Below are 17,965 nucleotides of genomic sequence, written 5' to 3'. Positions count from 1 at the left end.
TCATGATTACTTTTTCTGCCGCCGGAATGGTCAGCGCGTTGGGCAACAACCTTGACGAAACTGCGGCGAATCTACAGGCCAACATAGCGCCAGGCATGGGGCCGGATAGCAACGCCTGGTTGCAGCAGGGCGAATGTTGGGTTGGGCGCGTCACTGGCGAACTGCCTGAAATTGCGCCAGAAACACCGCAATACAACAGCCGTAACAACCGTTTATTGCTGGCGGCGCTGGCACAAATCCGCCCGCAGGTTAATGAGGTGATTGCCCGCTACGGCAACGAACGTGTGGCGGTGGTGTTAGGGACCAGCACTTCCGGGTTGGATGAAGGCGACCGCATGGTTAGCGGCAGTCACGCGGGTCATGCGCCTGCGTCCTATCGTTACGGTCAGCAGGAACTCGGCGACCCGTCGCGTTTCCTTAGCGACTATCTGCAACTGTTTGGCCCGGCGCTGACGATTTCCACCGCCTGTTCCTCCAGCGCACGAGCGATTATTACCGGCAAACGGTTGATTGAATCCGGGATGGTGGATGCGGCGATCGTTGGCGGAGCCGATACGTTAAGCCGCATGCCCATCAATGGCTTTAATAGCCTTGAATCATTAAGCAATGTGCGCTGCAAACCGTTTAGCGCCGGGCGCAACGGGATTACCATCGGCGAAGCGGGCGCGTTGATATTGCTGACTAAAGAGCCGGGAACAGTGCGTTTGCTGGGCGTGGGGGAATCTTCCGATGCCTGGCATATGTCGGCTCCGCATCCTGAAGGCATGGGGGCGATTCGTGCGATAGAAATGGCGCTGCGCGAGGCAAAACTCGACGCCACGGAGATTGGCTATATTAATATGCACGGCACCGCCACGCGTCTGAATGACGAAATCGAGGCGAAAGTGGTGAATCAACTGTTCGGTGAAAACGTTCCTTCCAGCTCGACAAAACACCTGACCGGCCACACGTTAGGTGCCGCCGGAGCCTGCGAAGCGGTGCTCTGTTATTTACTCCTGTCGCGTAACTTGCCCCTGCCTGCACAAGATTTCACTGATACGCATCAAGACCCGAGCCTTGCGGCTTGTGGTTTACTCTCCGCGCCGCAGCCACAGACCCGGCCAACCATGCTTTCGAACTCATTTGCTTTTGGCGGCAATAATACCAGCCTGATTTTGGGAGTTGCTCATGACTGATTTTCTTGCCCCCGACCATTATTTGCCGCACGAAGCGCCGATGTGTCTGCTTGAGTCGGTGGTGGCGGTTGAACAGGAAAGCGCGCATTGCCGGGTGACGGTGAGCCATCAGGGCGTACTTGCGCCGTTTCTCAATGCCGAGGGAAATTTGCCGGGCTGGTTTGCCATCGAACTGATTGCCCAGACGGTAGGCGTGTGGTCTGGCTGGCATGCCTTAGAGAATGGCGAAGAGGCCAGCCGGATTGGCATGCTGTTGGGCGGACGAGGTTTGCGCTGCCCGGCAGGGGTGATGCCGCAGGGCGCGGTGCTGGATTGTCACGTCACGCTCCTGATGCGTGATGAAAAAATTGGCAGTTTTGAAGGACAAATTCTCGCGGATGGTAACGTCCTGGCGAGCGGGCGGGTAAATACTTATCAACCTGATAATAATGAATTAAAACAACTATTTTAATGGGATAGCAGCAAGATGACACAGACGGTATTAGTAACCGGTGCCAGCAAGGGAATCGGCAAGGCGATTGCCCTGGGGCTCGCCGCCGACGGATTTGCCGTGGTGGTGCATTACCATCGTGACGAAGCGGGCGCACAACAAACGCTTGAGCAAATTACTGCTCAGGGCGGAACCGGTCGCGTGATGCAGTTTGATAGTGCCGACCGCAGCCAGTGCCGCAGCGTCATTGAAGCTGACATCGAAACTCACGGCGCTTATTGGGGCGTGGTGAACAACGCGGGCATCACCCGCGACGGTGCGTTTCCGGCATTGAGCGAGGATGACTGGGATGACGTTCTCCGTACCAATCTCGACAGTTTTTACAACGTGATTCAGCCATGCGTCATGCCAATGATCGGCCTGCGCAAAGGCGGGCGCATTATTACCCTTTCGTCGGTATCGGGCCTGATGGGCAACCGTGGGCAAGTCAACTACAGCGCGGCAAAAGCGGGGATTATCGGGGCCACCAAAGCGCTGGCGATTGAGCTGGCGAAGCGCAAAATCACCGTGAACTGCATTGCGCCGGGGCTTATTGACACCGGCATGATTGAAATGGAAGAGGCGGCGCTCAATGAAGCGATGCGCCTGATCCCCCTGCAACGTATGGGCCAGCCTGAAGAAGTGGCGGGGCTTGCGCGTTATTTGATGTCGCCGGTTGCGGGCTATGTTACGCGCCAGGTTATCTCCATTAACGGAGGCATGCTGTGATTCGCCGTGTGGTAGTGACTGGAATGGGCGGCGTGACGGCGTTTGGCGACAACTGGCAGGATATTGCTGCGGGTTTGAAATCTGGCAAAAACGCCGTGCGTCATATGCCGGAATGGCAAATCTACGACGGGTTAAACACCCTGCTCGGTGCGCCCGTCGATAATTTTACCCTGCCGGAACATTACACCCGCAAGCGCATTCGGGCGATGGGGCGAGTTTCGCTGCTTGCCACGCGTGCAACGGAACTGGCGTTGACCCAGGCCGGTTTGCTCGATGACGCAATTTTAACCAGCGGCGAAACCGGTATTGCCTACGGTTCCTCCACCGGCAGCACCGGGCCGGTGAGCGAATTTGCCACCATGCTCACCGAGAAACATACCCGTAATATCACCGGCACCACTTATGTGCAGATGATGCCGCACACGGCGGCGGTCAATACCGGATTATTCTTTGGTTTGCGCGGGCGCGTGATCCCGACGTCCAGTGCGTGCACATCCGGCAGCCAGGCGATTGGTTATGCCTGGGAAGCGATTCGTCATGGCTACCAGACGGTGATGGTTGCCGGTGGCGCAGAGGAGTTGTGCCCGTCTGAAGCGGCAGTATTTGATACTTTATTTGCCACCAGCCAGCGTAACGACCAGCCGCACAGCACGCCGTCGCCGTTTGATAAGCAGCGCGATGGGCTAGTGATTGGCGAAGGGGCAGGGACGTTGATCCTCGAAGATCTTGACCACGCATTAGCGCGTGGGGCGACGATCTTTGCTGAGATCGTCGGCTTCCATACCAACTGCGATGCGGCGCATATCACCCAGCCGCAGAAAGAAACCATGCAGATTTGTATCGAGCGCGGCCTGCGTTCGGCGGGGCTTGCAGCCAGTGATATCGGCTATATCAACGCTCACGGCACCGCAACCGATCGCGGCGACATTGCCGAAAGCCACGCAACAGCGGCTATTTTCGGTACCCGAACGCCCATCTCTTCTCTGAAAAGTTACTTCGGCCATACGTTAGGTGCCTGCGGGGCGCTGGAAGCCTGGATGAGTATCGAAATGATGCGCGAAGGCTGGTTTGCCCAAACGCTGAATTTGACCGAGCCGGACGAAGCGTGTGGCGAGTTGGATTACATCATGGGTGACGCGCGCAAAATCGAGACGGAATTTGTGCAAAGCAATAACTTCGCCTTTGGGGGAATTAACACCTCGCTGATCCTGCGTCGTTGGGCGTAATGGGTTACCGGCTGGGGTTTGGCGATGTGGCGCGTTTATCTGAGGATGCGCTGGTCAAATATTGGCTGTCGCCAGAGTTAGTGGCGGCGGCACCAGCCGGAAACCGTCGCCCTGTCTGGCTTGCGGGAAGAGTTCTGCTGGCGATGCTGGCAGAAAATAAAGCGCTTCCGCTGCTGGAAACAGGCTTAAATGGCAAACCGCAACACCCTGAACTACCGCATTTTAACATCAGCAATAGTGCGGCTTATGTTGCGGTGCTGCTGGGGGACAATGCGGTAGGCTGTGATTTAGAGCTGCTGCGGCCGAGAAAGCGTTTTATGGGCGTGGCGCAGCACAGTTTTGCGCCGGAACTTTACGCCTGGCTGGCCAACTTGCCCGAAGATGAACAGCTACCTGCTTTCTGGAAATTATGGACAGCTCATGAAGCCGTGGTGAAACAGCAGGGCGGGACGGTGTGGCAAATCACAGCGCTGAAACTGCCGCTGGAAACGCTCTGCCCACCGGGCCGCCATCTGCTTCATCTTAGGGTTCACAACACGCTCATTGCGTGTTGCGGTGAAGATAAGTTTCCGGAGGTTATTGCGCCGGAACTCATTGTTATCTGATTTTGTCGGGTGGCGCTGGCGCTTACCCGATCTACAGCTCAGTTCCCGTAGGGTGGATAAGCGAAGCGCCATCCAACGCTAAACATCCAGCGTTCTTTTACTGCTTCAATGCCCAGATGTGATACACCCCGTCTATCAATTCGGCCCCTTCCAGCTCTTTCTCAAAACCGGGGAATTTCTCGCCCCACTGCGCGATGCTGCGGATGTATTTCAACCACGGATCGTCGGCGGCACCGAAACTTTCACCCGGCATGACAATTGGAATGCCCGGTGGGTAAGGGATCACACCGACGGCAGAAATACGGTTGGGCAGTTGATCGATGGGTAGATGATCCGCCTTGCCCGCCATATGCTGCTGGAAGGCAATGCGCGGGCGTGTAACCGGAACCGGAATGTTGCCGAAAGCCTCCGCCTGGAGCTTGTCCATCTGGCTGGTTTTCATGTAGTTAAACATTTCATCACACAGATCTTTAAGCCCCATGCCCGCGTAGCGTGCGGCATCGGCGCTGATAAGATCCGGCAGGCAGCGTTTGAGCGCGGTGTTGTTGTCGTAGTCATCTTTAAACTCCAGCAACACGTTAATCAGCGTGCCCCATTTCCCTTTTGTTACGCCGATAGAAAACAGGCACAGCACCATAAAATCGGTGGTACGTGACGGCACAATCCCGCGCTCGCCGAGGTACGCGGTGACCATTGCCGCCGGAATGCCGGACTCCAGCAGGTTGCCGTCATCTCCCATACCGGGGGCGAGAATCCCTGCTTTGATGGGGTCGAGCAGGCACCAGTCATCTTCGAGCTGCTCAAATCCGTGCCATTTCTCGCCGGGTTTGAGCGTCCAGCAGGCAGGGTCTGTGGTGAGCTGTTCCCGCGACGCTTTAGCAAACGGAACTTCAACGCCTGCGGCGTTGGTGACCGTTGGCGCATTCCACGGCGAGAAGAACCATTCCCCTTTTTTGGCAAACGCGGCATGGACTTTTGCCAGCGCGAGACGAAAATCGACCGCTTCAACAATCACTTCCTGCGTTAAGGCCTGCCCTTGACCGCCGTCCATCATCGCCGCGCCAATTTCGTTGGAGGCGATAATCGCATACAGCGGGGAAGTGGTGGCCTGCAACATGTACGACTCGTTAAAGCGAGAATGTTCGACCGGTTTTTTGCCGTTGCGGATATGGATGTAAGAAGATTGCGAAAGCGCGGCCAATAGTTTGTGCGTGGAGTGGGTGGCAAAAATCGTCGGGCCGTTGCTGTCGAAATCTTTCGGATCGCCGCGCATTGCAAAGCGGCCTTTGTACATGGGGTTGAAGCGGGCATACGCGTACCAGGCTTCGTCGAAATGAATCTGATCGACACTTTCCGCCAGCAGTTCCTGTGCCGCTTCGGCGTGATAACACATCCCGTCATAGGTGCAGTTGGTGACGACCGCATACACCGGTTTATCGCTGACCACCTCATGTTTAAGTGGGTTAGCGTCAATCGCCGCCCGGATGCTTTCCGCCGTGAATTGCCGTTTGGGGATTGGGCCAATAATCCCGAAGCGGTTGCGCGTTGGCACAAAATAAACCGGCAGTGCACCGGTCATCACTAAACCCTGCTCGATGGATTTATGGCAGTTGCGGTCGCATAACGCGATTTCTTGCTCGCCGACTACCGCCTGCATAATGGCGCGGTTTGAGCCGGAGGTGCCGTTTAACACGGAGTAACTCCGATGGGCGCCAAACACTTCGGCGGCGTAGGTTTCCGAGGCTTTAATCGGCCCGCTATGGTCAAGTAGCGAACCCATGGCGGCGCGTTCAATCCCGGTATCGGTGCGAAAGAGATTCTCGCCAAAGAAATCGAGAAACTCGCGGCCAACGGCGGATTTGGTAAACGCCACTCCGCCCTGGTGGCCCGGTGCCGCCCAGGAGTATTCGGGATTTTCCAGCGTGTAATTAAATAAGGCGCGGGTGAAAGGCGGCAATAACTGTTCGTAATAGCGCTGAATAAGGGAGCGTGCGCGGGCCGCTATAAATTCGGCGGTATCTTCGTGCATCCAGACAAACTCATTCACCAGTCGCATGGAGTCAAGCGTCAGCGTATCCACACAAGAGTGTTCAGCCATGAGCAGCACGGGAATACTCTTATTGCGGCGGCGAATGGTTTGCAGCAAGGCAAAAGCCTGGCTGTGCGAGGCATCGTCGTTGCCGCCGGAAGTCCAGTCAACGAAAATACAGCACAGCGAGGCATCGGAGGTGACGGTGGCGATACCGTCCTCAAATGTCGCTGCCGAAATCACCGCGAAATTATTCTCTTCCAGAGCCTCTATCAGCTCCGCCACTGCTCGTCCATTGGCGGTGTTAACGTCCTGAATACTGCTGTCGACCACCAGAATTTTGCGTTTTTGATGCGTGCCGAGATCAAGCATAGCTTGCTCCTGTTAGTCGTTAGCCACGGGTTTATCCAGCGGGTAGGGGTTTTTATGACGGCGGTTGTAGTTAATGGTGTACATCGCGGTAATCACCATGATGGCAACGAACGACCACATCACTTCCGTCGCACCTGAACCGACGACGGCCCAAATACAGTAGACAAAGGCGATAAGCGTGATGAACAGGAACGGCAGGCGCTGGTTGCCCATATGCCCTTGACCGACCAGCATTAACGCCGCGCAGGTGTAGATGTAAGGCACCAGCGTAAAGATGACCGACACCGATGAGACAACGGCGAACTGCGAGGTTGCATCAGGTGAGATACTGGCGAGCTGGAAGAGGGTCATCAGTACGCCAACTATCAGCAGACCGGCAACCGGCGTTTGGTCTTTATTCACTTTGGCGAAAATAGGCGGGAATAGCCCGTCGTCGGCGGCGGCTTTTGCCGTCTGGCCCGCAAGCAGCGTCCACCCGCCGAGGCTGCCTAAACAACCGGCTGCGGCACAAAACGAAACGATCGCCCCTGCCATTGGCCCCAAAGCCATACGTGCCGCGTCACCAAACGGTGAGGCAGACGCTTTTAGATCGACATTGGGGATCATGCCCATGATCGCGGTGCTGGAAAGCACGTAACAAATCGCGGCAATCAACACGCCGCCGATTGTGGCGATGGGGACGTTGCGTTTCGGGTTCTTCACCACCGCGGCGGCAACCGACGCACTTTCAACGCCGATAAACGACCAAAGCGTTACGCTCAATGTGCTTTGAATCGCGCCAAACGTGCCTTTGCCGCTGACGTTCCACGCTTCCATGTAGGTGTCGCTTTTAAACCAGAACCAGCCCAACACGGCGACGGCGACAATCGGGATCAGCGCCAGAATAGTGGCGACGGCCTGCACGCGGGTGATCATTTTCGGGCCGATAATATTCAGCCCAACGAACAGCCACAGAATGGCGATACAGGTGACGGTAAGCGGCCAGGGCTGGTTTAACATCGGGAAGAAATAACTCAGATAACCGACGCCAATAACGACCATCGCAACGTTACCAATCCAACAAGCCAGCCAGTAAAGCAGATTAGTTTGGTAGCCAAGGAACGGGCCAAATGCCCGCCTGGCATAGGCGTAGGAACCGCCGGGGCTGTCATCCAGAGACGACATTTTTGCGTACACCATTGATAACGAGAGCGCCCCGATAATCGTCACCATCCAGCCAAAGATGGCGATTCCTCCGGTGGCGGCAAGGTTTGCCGGAAGCAGGAACACCCCGGAACCCATGATATTGCCTGCAACCATCAACATAACCGGGACCAGCCCGACTTTTTGCGCTTCACTAGCCATAGAACCTCTCCTGAAAATGAAGTAGCTACTGGAATGTTTACATGTACATTCCAGATCTCATTTTTGCGGCAAAAGCGCCTTGCTCAGGTGCGCCTGCAAATAAAAAGTGCTTCAGGTGTATTGGAACTTTTTTGTAGTAAATGAGAAAAAATCAGAACTTAGGTGATGTGGAGAAATCCTTATGAAGTGATATACGTCTGCTGTTCGGTAAGTTTAGACTACTATCAAAGACTAATAGGGGGTTTCCCAATGAGTGAAAGAATGTCGGTGATACAAGGTGATATCACCCGCGTTGAGGTTGATGTCATCGTCAATGCGGCAAATTCATCCCTGATGGGAGGCGGTGGTGTGGATGGCGCGATTCATCGTGCAGCCGGAACGGCACTGCTTGATGCCTGTAAAATGATTATTCGCCAGCAGGGCGAATGTGCGCCTGGGCATGCCGTGATTACCGAAGCCGGAAACATTCCGGTTAAGGCCGTGATTCATGCCGTCGGCCCCATTTGGCACGGCGGTGAAAAACATGAGGCTGAACTGCTCGAACAAACCTACCGCAACAGCCTCGATTTGGCGGCTGCCAACGGCTATCGCACCATTGCGTTCCCGGCGATCAGTACCGGAGCGTACGGTTATCCGAAAGAGCAGGCGGCGAAAATAGCCGTCGATACGGCCTGGCGATATATCGGCCTGCGCCCTTTACCTGAGAAGGTGATTTTTGTTTGCTTCGATGACGAAAATACCCGCATTTACCAGCAATTACTTGCTCAACTCTAACGTGAATAATCCTCACGCGACTCGCCTCGGAAGGGCGATTACCCCGACGCTTGCCGAGCACCCCGGCTTGAGCGGTATTCATCCGCTTGCGGATAGTCTGGATGCGTTTGCGGCGCGGTATTTGCTGTGTGGCATGGCGGAGAAAACGCTCGATGTGCAGTACTACATCTGGCAGGACGATATGTCCGGGCGGCTGTTATTTAGTGCGTTACTGGCGGCGGCCGAGCGCGGCGTCAAAGTCCGTTTGTTGCTCGACGACAACAACACCAACGGCATGGATAATATTTTAGAGCTGCTCAATGCTCATCCGCAGGTTGAAGTCCGGCTGTTCAATCCCTTCTCATTCCGCCTGTTTCGCGCCCTGGGTTACCTGACCGATTTCGCCCGGCTCAACCGCCGTATGCACAACAAGTCATTTACCGTTGATGGTGAAACTACCATTATCGGCGGGCGCAATGTGGGCGATGCCTATTTTGGCGTCGGTAAACAACCCCTGTTCTCGGATTTGGATGTCTTAGCGATTGGCCCGGTGGTCAGCGATGTTTGCGAGGATTTTGAGCGTTACTGGAACAGCCAGTGCGTATCAACGCTTGAGAAGGTGCTGGACGTAGACGCCGATGTTTTACAGGAGCGTGTGCAACTCCCGGAAGACTGGCGCGATGACCCGATGGCGCGTCGTTATCTTGACCGATTAACCACCAGCCAGTTTGCCACCCATCTTGTGGCCCGTACGCTAGATATGTACTGGGCGAAAACGCGTTTGCTCAGCGACGATCCGCGAAAAGGGCAGGGGAGAGCGCGAAGTCATACGCTCTTGCCGCAGCGCCTGATGAATGTGATTGGGATGCCCGAACGGGAGATAGATATTATTTCCGCTTATTTCGTGCCGACTCGCGCAGGTATCGCGCAGATCCTGGGCCTGGTGCGAAAAGGAGTGAAAATTGCGATTCTGACTAATTCACTGGCGGCAAATGATGTGGCGGTGGTTCACGCCGGATATGCCCGCTGGCGCAAAAAACTGCTGCGTCACGGCGTTGAATTATATGAATTGAAACCGCAGCAGGAAGGCTCGCGTGTGCCGCGTGACAGGGGCTTAACCGGGAATTCAGGTTCTAGCCTGCACGCCAAAACATTCAGCGTGGATAAACAAAAAGTGTTTATTGGCTCATTCAATTTTGACCCGCGTTCCGCCATGCTAAATACCGAAATGGGTTTTGTGATTGAGAGCGAGACGCTTGCGCAGGATATCCATCAACGTTTTACCCAAAGTCAGAAAGAGGCCGCGTGGGCGCTGCGTTTGGATCGTTGGGGGCGGGTGAATTGGGTGGAAAGTAGTGAGGGCAAAGAGACCGTCTGGAAGAAAGAGCCGCACACCCGTTTCTGGCAACGGGTGTTGGTGCGGTTGGTGTATCGCTTGCCTATTGAGTGGCTGCTTTAAAAAATATGTCGGGTGGCGCTGACGCTTACCCGACCTACGCCTGAGTGTATTTGTAGGGTGGATAAGCGCCAGCGTCATCCACCTTTTTTGCGTTATTTAACTCGTTACTTTAACAGCAACATTCTGCGGCTTGCCGGAGAACAGGAAGCGTAATAGTGGAATGCGCAAATGGATCTCATAAAGAATCACCGCAATCCCCACCACAAAGATCAAACCGCTGATAAAACCTATCGTATTAGATGCAATATGCGGCGTGATATACGCGCCAAAAAACAGCGTCAGAGGATGGTGCACCAGATAAATAAACAGCGACGCATTAACAAAATAGGTGACGCGTTTCGACTGGAAGTTCAACAGCTTATAGCCAAGCGAAAACACTATGTTGACCATCCACAGGCCCATTACCATAGTGATCACGCTTTCGGTTTCATACATCCAGGCATCGCCGCTGCCATAACGCTGGTTTAGCAGGTAGGCGCAAAATGCCAGGGCCGCACCCACCGCGCACCACGGTGAGGGGGTGGTAAACAGCGCTTTAAGCTGCGGGCGTACGAACACTAAGGCACCAAGCATAAAGAACGGCAGATAAAACAAGGCTTGCATCACCACAAAGTTAAATAAGCCATCACTTAATATCGGGGAATAAACAATAAAAATAGTGCGGCGAATGACGCCATATAAAATCCCGCACCCCAGAAAGATAATTGAGAGCATTCCTAAATTTATTGGAGAGGCATTATTTTCTGGGTGTTCAGCAATACGCGCTTTCATTTTTTGAAACAAAAACAGGCAGACCGTGGTAAGCACCACCATCACTAACAAGAACCACAAATGGGAAACCAGTTCCCACACCAGCGTGTTGTATTTCTCGTAAGGGGTAAGGCCCGGCCAATTTTTTGCTTTGTCATTGACGTGTTGCAGCATCAGGAATTGCGGCAGCGTCAGAAGAGGGATGGCGGTGAGCATCGGGATGCCGACCCGCTCCACACGGACTTTCCACCAGCGTTTTAGCGGGTAGCGTAAAAACAGCATGTAGGAAAAATACCCTGAAATGACAAAAAACACCTGCATCCGGAAGGCGTGGATAAAGTCATTAAAAAGGGTTAATCCCCAGGAGGCTTCGGCGCTGTTGACATGCCACTGATGGCTTGAATAGATGAGCGAGATATGGAACGGGATGCCTAAAAGCATCAACCAGGCCCGAATAGAATCCAGGAAAAACTCGCGTTGCTGTGGTGCTTTACTCATAATACTCCAGACATTATCGGACGAATCGCCTTATCCTTAAGAACATATCCCAATAGGCTTGAAGTCCCGAACGGTATCAATTTCGTGGCAACCCTACACTAACCATGACATCCTGTCTCCAGGATGACGTCTGAAAGCGTAAGCAGTTGTCTTTTTTTGCTTAAAGGCTGAGCCAGCGTGCTGAACAATGCGGGTATTTGGTTGTCGGAAAGCAGAAGTTTCCATTAAAATGGATTGGATTGATTTAAGCACACAAAGGGGGATGTGCTGGTTAATATGAAACATAAACTAAAAATGATGAAAATGTGTGGGCTCGGTGCCGCTGTAATGCTGTCACTTTATACCACCTCGGTTTGGGCCTTCACCATCGATGATGTCGCAAAACAAGCGAAAACATTAGCGGGCAAAAGCTACGAAGCACCGAAAAGCAATCTGCCTTCGCAATTTCGCGACATGAAATATGCGGACTATCAGCAGATCCAGTTCAATCACGACAAAGCCTACTGGAGCAAGATAAAGACCCCATTTAAGCTTGAATTTTATCATCAGGGTATGTACTTCGATACGCCGGTTGCTATCAACGAAGTGACGGCGACTGCGGTTCATAAAATTAAGTACAACCCGGATTACTTTAATTTCGGTGATGTAAAACACGATAAAGACACCGTTAAAGATCTCGGCTTTGCCGGGTTCAAAGTGCTCTATCCGATCAATAGCAAAGATAAAAACGACGAAATTGTCAGCATGCTCGGGGCGAGTTATTTCCGTGTAATTGGCTCAGGCCAGGTTTATGGCCTGTCTGCTCGTGGTTTAGCGATTGATACAGCATTGCCATCTGGCGAAGAGTTCCCACGTTTCCGTGAGTACTGGATTGAACGTCCGAAAGCCAATGACAAAACGCTGACGATTTTTGCGTTGCTCGACTCCCCGCGTGCAACGGGTGCGTATCGCTTCATTATTACGCCAGGGCGTGACACCGTGGTTAACGTGCAGTCGAAAGTTTACCTGCGCGATAAAGTCGGCAAACTGGGTGTTGCACCGCTGACCAGTATGTTCCTGTTTGGGCCAAATCAGCCGTCACCAAGCACCAATTTCCGTCCTGAACTGCATGACTCCAACGGTCTGTCTATTCACGCCGGTAACGGTGAGTGGATCTGGCGTCCGCTGAATAACCCGAAACACCTTGCCGTCAGTTCTTTCGCTACTGAAAATCCAGTGGGCTTTGGTTTGCTGCAACGTGGCCGTCAGTTCTCTCGTTTTGAAGACCTTGACGATCGTTACGATCAGCGCCCTAGTGCCTGGGTTGCGCCGCAAGGTGACTGGGGCAAAGGTCGCGTTGAGCTGGTTGAGATTCCAACCAACGACGAAACTAACGACAACATCGTTGCTTACTGGACACCGGATCAGCTTCCGGAGCCAGGCAAAGAGATGAACTTCAAGTACACCATTACTTTCAGCCGTGATGAAGACAAAATGCATGCGCCGGACAACGCGTATGTTGCGCAGACTCGCCGCTCAACCGGTGATGTGAAGCAGTCTAATCTGATCCGTCAGCCTGATGGCACGATTGCATTTGTTGTGGATTACACCGGTGCGGAGATGAAAAAACTTCCGCAAGATACCCCGGTTACCGCGCAAACCAGCATTGGCGACAACGGTGAAATCGTTGACAGCCAGGTACGTTATAACCCGGTCACTAAAGGCTGGCGTTTGACGGTACGTCTGAAAGTCAAAGACGATAAGAAACCGACTGAAATGCGTGCAGCGCTGGTCAATGGTGATCAAACGTTGAGTGAAACCTGGAGCTACCAGCTACCTGCCAATGAATAAGTTTACTGATACTGCGTCTGATTATATTGATGCACTTCCGCTTTCTGCTTCGCAGAAGGCGGCTCTTCCTGCATCGGAACTGCAAGCGGTGCACGAGGCGCTTGACGCGAAAGAGCACCACTATGACCGCGCCGATGATTCCCCATTAGCCTCGGTAAAGGCCCGGCTCGAAGCGAGCTGGCCTGGATCGTTGGGCGGTGAACAACTGATCGAGGATGAGGAAGGGCGCACCCAGTTGCAGGCTATGCCTAAAGCAACGCGCTCTTCCATGTTCCCGGATCCGTGGCGCACCAACCCGATTGGCCGTTTCTGGGATCGTTTACGCGGGCGCGAAGTGAATCCTCGCTACATGTCGAAGGAAGAGGCGGAAGCCGAGCAAAAATGGCGTACCGTCGGGACGATTCGACGTTACATTTTGCTGCTGCTGACCATTTCTCAGACCGTCGTGGCGACCTGGTATATGAAGACCATTCTTCCTTACCAGGGCTGGTCGCTGATCAATCCTTTTGACATGTTCGGTCAGGATTTGTGGGTGTCATTCATGCAACTGCTGCCGTATGTGTTGCAAAGTGGCATCTTGATCCTGTTTGCGATTCTGTTCTGCTGGGTCTCCGCTGGTTTCTGGACCGCGCTGATGGGCTTCCTGCAACTGCTGATGGGCAAGGATAAATACAGTATTTCCGCGTCCACGGTCGGCAACGAACCTATCGATCCGGCGAACCGTACCGCGCTTATCATGCCGATCTGTAACGAAGACGTAGACCGCGTATTTGCTGGCCTGCGCGCGACGTGGGAGTCGGTAAAAGCAACCGGACAACAGCAGCACTTCGACGTTTACATCCTGAGCGATAGCTACAACCCGGATATCTGTGTTGCTGAGCAAAAAGCGTGGATGGAGCTGATTAACGAAGTGCAGGGCGAAGGGCAGATTTTCTACCGTCGCCGTCGTCGTCGTGTGAAGCGTAAAAGCGGCAACATCGATGATTTCTGCCGTCGTTGGGGTAATCAGTACAGCTACATGGTAGTGCTGGATGCCGACTCCGTAATGAGCGGTGACTGCCTGACTAACCTGGTGCGTTTGATGAATGCTAACCCGAATGCGGGCATTATTCAGTCGTCACCAAAAGCATCGGGTATGGACACGCTGTACGCTCGTTGCCAGCAGTTCGCAACGCGTGTCTACGGCCCGCTGTTTACCGCAGGTCTGCACTTCTGGCAGTTGGGTGAATCCCACTACTGGGGCCACAATGCGATTATTCGCGTTAAGCCGTTCATCGAGCACTGTGCGTTAGCGCCGCTGCCGGGTGAAGGTTCATTCGCCGGTTCCATCCTTTCTCACGACTTCGTAGAAGCTGCGCTGATGCGTCGTGCGGGTTGGGGGGTGTGGATTGCCTACGATCTGCCGGGTTCTTATGAAGAGCTACCGCCGAACCTGCTGGATGAACTCAAGCGTGACCGCCGCTGGTGCCACGGTAACTTGATGAACTTCCGTCTGTTCCTGGTAAAAGGCATGCACCCGGTACACCGTGCGGTGTTCCTGACGGGCGTTATGTCTTATCTCTCAGCGCCGCTGTGGTTCATGTTCCTCGCGTTATCCACCGCATTGCAGGTGGTACATGCCCTGACTGAACCGCAATACTTCTTGCAACCGCGCCAGCTATTCCCGGTGTGGCCGCAGTGGCGTCCGGAGCTGGCGATTATGCTGTTCGCCTCCACCATGGTGTTGCTGTTCTTGCCTAAGCTGCTGAGTATCATTTTGATTTGGTGCAAAGGCTCGAAAGAGTATGGCGGCTTCCTGCGCGTAACGCTCTCCTTGCTGCTGGAAGTACTGTTCTCCGTGCTGCTGGCACCGGTGCGTATGCTGTTCCACACGGTGTTTGTGGTCAGCGCGTTCCTCGGCTGGGAAGTGGTATGGAACTCACCGCAGCGTGATGACGACTCCACCCCTTGGGGCGAAGCGTTTATGCGTCACGGTTCTCAGCTTCTGCTGGGTCTGGTATGGGCAGTCGGGATGGCATGGCTGGATTTGCGCTTCCTGTTCTGGCTCGCGCCAATCGTGTTCTCGCTGATTCTGTCACCGTTTGTGTCAGTTATTTCGAGCCGCGCAACCGTCGGTTTACGCACTAAGCGTTGGAAGTTGTTCCTGATCCCGGAAGAGTATTCTCCTCCGCAGGTGCTGGTGGATACCGATAACTACCTGAAGCTAAACCGCAGCCGTACGCTGGATGATGGCTTTATGCACGCGGTGTTTAATCCGTCGTTTAACGCCCTGGCAACTGCTATGGCAACGGCGCGACACCGTGCAAGTCAGGTGCTGGAGATTGCCCGCGATCGTCACGTTGAGCAGGCGCTTAATGAAACGCCGGACAAACTTAACCGTGACCGCCGTCTGGTGCTGTTGAGCGACCCGGTGACCATGTCCCGTCTGCATTATCGTGTGTGGTCTAATCCGGAGCGTTACTCCTCTTGGGTGGATAACTACAAAACGGTAGAGCTGAATCCGGCTGCTTTACCGGTCAAGGGTATTTGATAGAAAACGGCTTCGGTGGATGGCGCTTAATGCTTATCCACCCTACAAAAACCATGCGGATTTGTAGGTCGGGTAAGGCGCAAGCCGCCACCCGACAGGAGTGTATGAAATCTGCCGGCCGAGTGGTCGGCATTTTTTTACCCTTCAGAGAGGAGAGAAGCGTTGTTAAGAGCGATAGTGGTGATAGTAGTAGCATGCTTGCTGAGTGGCTGCGGGAGTATTATTAGCCGCGCTGTTCCGGGGCAGGGACATGGTAATCAGTATTACCCCGGTGTGCAGTGGGATGTGCGTGACAGCGCGTGGCGTTATATCACGGTGCTCGATTTACCTTTCTCACTGGTTTTCGACACGCTGTTGCTGCCGATTGATGCCAGTCACGGGCCTTACGAATAAAGACTACCGTTCATCCCATTCATCCGCTGCGGTCTGGCCTTCCTCGGTATCCAGAGGAGGCTCAAGTTGAAATTCACCTTCGTCCCATTCATGCAGCGTATTTTCTTCAATCCATTCCTGGCGTAGCTCGATTTCGTCGTAGTCACCGTCAAACACGCTTTGCGCAGCCTCACCGCTGAGCATCGGCAAACATTCGCCGTCTTCACTGTCGTCAGTAAAAAACTCAGCCTGCCACATGATGTCCCCATCCTGAAGAATGTACTTTTGAATGTTCAGTTGCTGAACACTGGCACTCTCTTCATCGAGTTCTGGGTTATCCACAAGGTAAAGCTCACGTGCGGCATCAATGGCCTCTTCCAGCGTCGCGTACAGACTCATAGTAATCTCCTTTTGATACAGGTCAGGGAACGCGCTACGGCGCAATTTCAAGTTAATTGTTGACGCTGTTTGCAAAGTTGCAAGTATGAGATTTACTCTTCCAAAACAGTGACGCGTTTCGTGGGGCGACGCAGGCTAACCCACGAGTAGAGGGCGTTAAAAAGTACGACCCCGGCGGTGACTAAAAATACCGTGCGGAAGCCATAACTGGCCGAAACGGCAGCACCCACCAGCGGGCCGGTGACGTTGCCAATATCGCGAAATGATTGGTTGTAACTGAAGATTCGTCCGGCAATTTGATTGCTGGAGTTGTAGACCAGCAGGGTTTGCACCGCGGGTAGCAACGCGCCATCGGCAGCACCTAGCAAGAATCGTAATACGCCTAATTGCCAAGGGGTTTGCACCATCGACATGGGAATCAGCAGCAGCACCGAAACCACCAGCGCACAGATTAAAATTCTTTCCGGCCCAATTCTGTCTCCCAGCTTACCTAACCGTGGGGCGCTGATGAGCGCTGCTACACCTGGCACGGAGGCAATCATCCCGCTGATAAACGCAAGATTACTGACATTCCCCGCAAGCTCGCGCACGTAAAGCGTAAGAATCGGGGCAATCGAACCGGTGGCGACCTGAATAATCATCGTGGTGATAAACAGGCTCAGCACCAGGCGAGGGTTTTTCAGCGAGGTGAAGACCTGGCGGGCATGCAACATGTCTTTTTTATTTATCGGGGTGAACTGCTCGCGGATATAAAATAGCGTGAAAATAAAGCAGGTAAACAGCACGCCAGCGGTAATGAAAAACACCGGGCGCAGGCCGTAAGTATCCGCCAGAAAACCGCCAATCATCGGCCCGAGTAGCGCGCCGCTCACCCCGCCGGTCGAGAGAGTCCCGAGCGCCCAGCCACTTTTATGGCGTGGGACCTGTGTGGCAATTAAAGCGTTAGCGTTAGGTACAAATCCCCCCAGCAAACCTAGCAGGGCGCGGAGTGCCAGGAATTGCCAGATATTGTTCGCAAAGCCCATCAGCACCATCACAATCGACATGCCCAGCGCTGAGCGCAGCAGCATTATCTTGCGGCCTTTGCGGTCGGCAAGCCCGCCCCAAAACGGCGAGGCGATGGCGGAAAACAAAAAGGTGATACTGAAAACAATGCCGGACCACATGTTTAACGCGCTATGCCCGGTCACACCTAAGTGTTCCACATACAAAGGCAAGAAAGGCATCACAAGGCTAAATGCGGCGCCGGTAAGAAAACACCCAAGCCAGGCAAAGGTGAGATTTCTTTTCCAGTTGATGGTGCTCTCGGGGAGAGTCATAACGCTCCGAATTCGTGCAGGAAATAGAGGTGGTTAGAAATTATTACCTTGCTAATTATGCGCCTGTTAAGCGGAGGTGGCAATGTTTCTGAAACAGACTTTTAAA

At 53.8% G+C, this 17,965-nt stretch carries 15 protein-coding genes; 10 read left to right on the top strand and 5 right to left on the bottom strand.

Annotated features, from left to right (window positions below):
- Window positions 1–2: 2 nt before the first annotated feature.
- From AB1E22_RS01830 to AB1E22_RS01810, 5 genes are read left to right on the top strand one after another with little or no spacing between them, the layout of a single operon-like run.
- A complete protein-coding gene (locus AB1E22_RS01830) occupies window positions 3–1,175 on the top strand; it encodes a beta-ketoacyl-[acyl-carrier-protein] synthase family protein (RefSeq protein WP_367593811.1) in 1,173 nt (390 codons plus the stop codon).
- On the top strand, window positions 1,168–1,626 hold the full coding sequence (locus AB1E22_RS01825) for an ApeP family dehydratase (protein ID WP_367593810.1): 459 nt from the start codon (window positions 1,168–1,170) through the stop codon (window positions 1,624–1,626). Before AB1E22_RS01830 ends, AB1E22_RS01825 begins: the two co-directional genes overlap by 8 nt.
- 15 nt (window positions 1,627–1,641) lie before the next feature.
- Complete coding sequence (locus AB1E22_RS01820; protein ID WP_367593809.1) at window positions 1,642–2,373, top strand: 3-ketoacyl-ACP reductase FabG2; 732 nt, start codon at window positions 1,642–1,644, stop codon at window positions 2,371–2,373.
- Window positions 2,370–3,599, top strand: a complete 1,230-nt coding sequence (locus AB1E22_RS01815) for a beta-ketoacyl-ACP synthase (protein ID WP_367593808.1) — start codon at window positions 2,370–2,372, stop codon at window positions 3,597–3,599. Before AB1E22_RS01820 ends, AB1E22_RS01815 begins: the two co-directional genes overlap by 4 nt.
- Window positions 3,599–4,204, top strand: coding sequence for a 4'-phosphopantetheinyl transferase superfamily protein (locus tag AB1E22_RS01810; protein WP_367593807.1), 606 nt, complete (start codon window positions 3,599–3,601; stop codon window positions 4,202–4,204). The genes AB1E22_RS01815 and AB1E22_RS01810 overlap by 1 nt, the downstream gene beginning before the upstream one ends.
- Before the next feature lie 97 nt (window positions 4,205–4,301).
- Here AB1E22_RS01810 and AB1E22_RS01805 read toward each other — a convergent pair whose 3' ends face one another.
- Window positions 4,302–6,605, bottom strand: coding sequence for an Orn/Lys/Arg decarboxylase N-terminal domain-containing protein (locus AB1E22_RS01805; protein ID WP_367593806.1), 2,304 nt, complete (start codon window positions 6,603–6,605; stop codon window positions 4,302–4,304).
- Between the two features lie 12 nt (window positions 6,606–6,617).
- A complete protein-coding gene (adiC, locus tag AB1E22_RS01800; RefSeq protein WP_367593805.1) occupies window positions 6,618–7,949 on the bottom strand; it encodes an arginine/agmatine antiporter in 1,332 nt (443 codons plus the stop codon).
- A gap of 249 nt (window positions 7,950–8,198) precedes the next feature.
- On the opposite strand from adiC, the gene ymdB reads away from it, so the two are divergent.
- Both ymdB and AB1E22_RS01790 read left to right on the top strand, forming a co-directional pair.
- Entirely contained in the window at window positions 8,199–8,723 is a 525-nt protein-coding gene (gene ymdB / locus AB1E22_RS01795) for an O-acetyl-ADP-ribose deacetylase (protein ID WP_367593804.1), read from the top strand.
- Window positions 8,677–10,161, top strand: coding sequence for a phospholipase D family protein (locus AB1E22_RS01790; RefSeq protein ID WP_367593803.1), 1,485 nt, complete (start codon window positions 8,677–8,679; stop codon window positions 10,159–10,161). Before ymdB ends, AB1E22_RS01790 begins: the two co-directional genes overlap by 47 nt.
- A 96-nt stretch (window positions 10,162–10,257) precedes the next feature.
- Here the strand turns inward: AB1E22_RS01790 and mdoC are convergent, their stop codons facing one another.
- A complete protein-coding gene (gene mdoC / locus AB1E22_RS01785) occupies window positions 10,258–11,409 on the bottom strand; it encodes a glucans biosynthesis protein MdoC (RefSeq protein WP_367593802.1) in 1,152 nt (383 codons plus the stop codon).
- A gap of 294 nt (window positions 11,410–11,703) precedes the next feature.
- Between mdoC and mdoG the strand changes: the two genes are divergently transcribed.
- From mdoG to AB1E22_RS01770, 3 genes are all read left to right on the top strand, one after another.
- Window positions 11,704–13,239, top strand: coding sequence for a glucans biosynthesis protein MdoG (gene mdoG / locus AB1E22_RS01780; RefSeq protein WP_367597303.1), 1,536 nt, complete (start codon window positions 11,704–11,706; stop codon window positions 13,237–13,239).
- On the top strand, window positions 13,232–15,769 hold the full coding sequence (mdoH, locus tag AB1E22_RS01775; protein WP_367593801.1) for a glucans biosynthesis glucosyltransferase MdoH: 2,538 nt from the start codon (window positions 13,232–13,234) through the stop codon (window positions 15,767–15,769). The genes mdoG and mdoH overlap by 8 nt, the downstream gene beginning before the upstream one ends.
- A gap of 174 nt (window positions 15,770–15,943) precedes the next feature.
- Window positions 15,944–16,162 carry a YceK/YidQ family lipoprotein gene (locus AB1E22_RS01770; RefSeq protein ID WP_437178405.1) on the top strand — a complete coding sequence of 73 codons (219 nt, stop codon included), beginning with the start codon at window positions 15,944–15,946 and terminating at the stop codon, window positions 16,160–16,162.
- Between the two features lie 3 nt (window positions 16,163–16,165).
- On the opposite strand, the gene AB1E22_RS01765 is transcribed toward AB1E22_RS01770, so the two are convergent.
- Entirely contained in the window at window positions 16,166–16,540 is a 375-nt protein-coding gene (locus AB1E22_RS01765; protein ID WP_367593799.1) for a MysB family protein, read from the bottom strand.
- Window positions 16,541–16,632: 92 nt separating this feature from the next.
- Complete coding sequence (gene mdtG, locus AB1E22_RS01760) at window positions 16,633–17,859, bottom strand: multidrug efflux MFS transporter MdtG (protein ID WP_367593798.1); 1,227 nt, start codon at window positions 17,857–17,859, stop codon at window positions 16,633–16,635.
- Window positions 17,860–17,965 lie beyond the last annotated feature (106 nt).

The organism is Buttiauxella gaviniae, assembly GCF_040786275.1.
In the GTDB taxonomy this organism is placed as follows: Bacteria; Pseudomonadota; Gammaproteobacteria; order Enterobacterales; family Enterobacteriaceae; genus Buttiauxella; species Buttiauxella gaviniae_A.
Note: the sequence above shows the minus strand (reverse complement) of the source record. Positions and strands in the feature narration are given on the sequence as shown.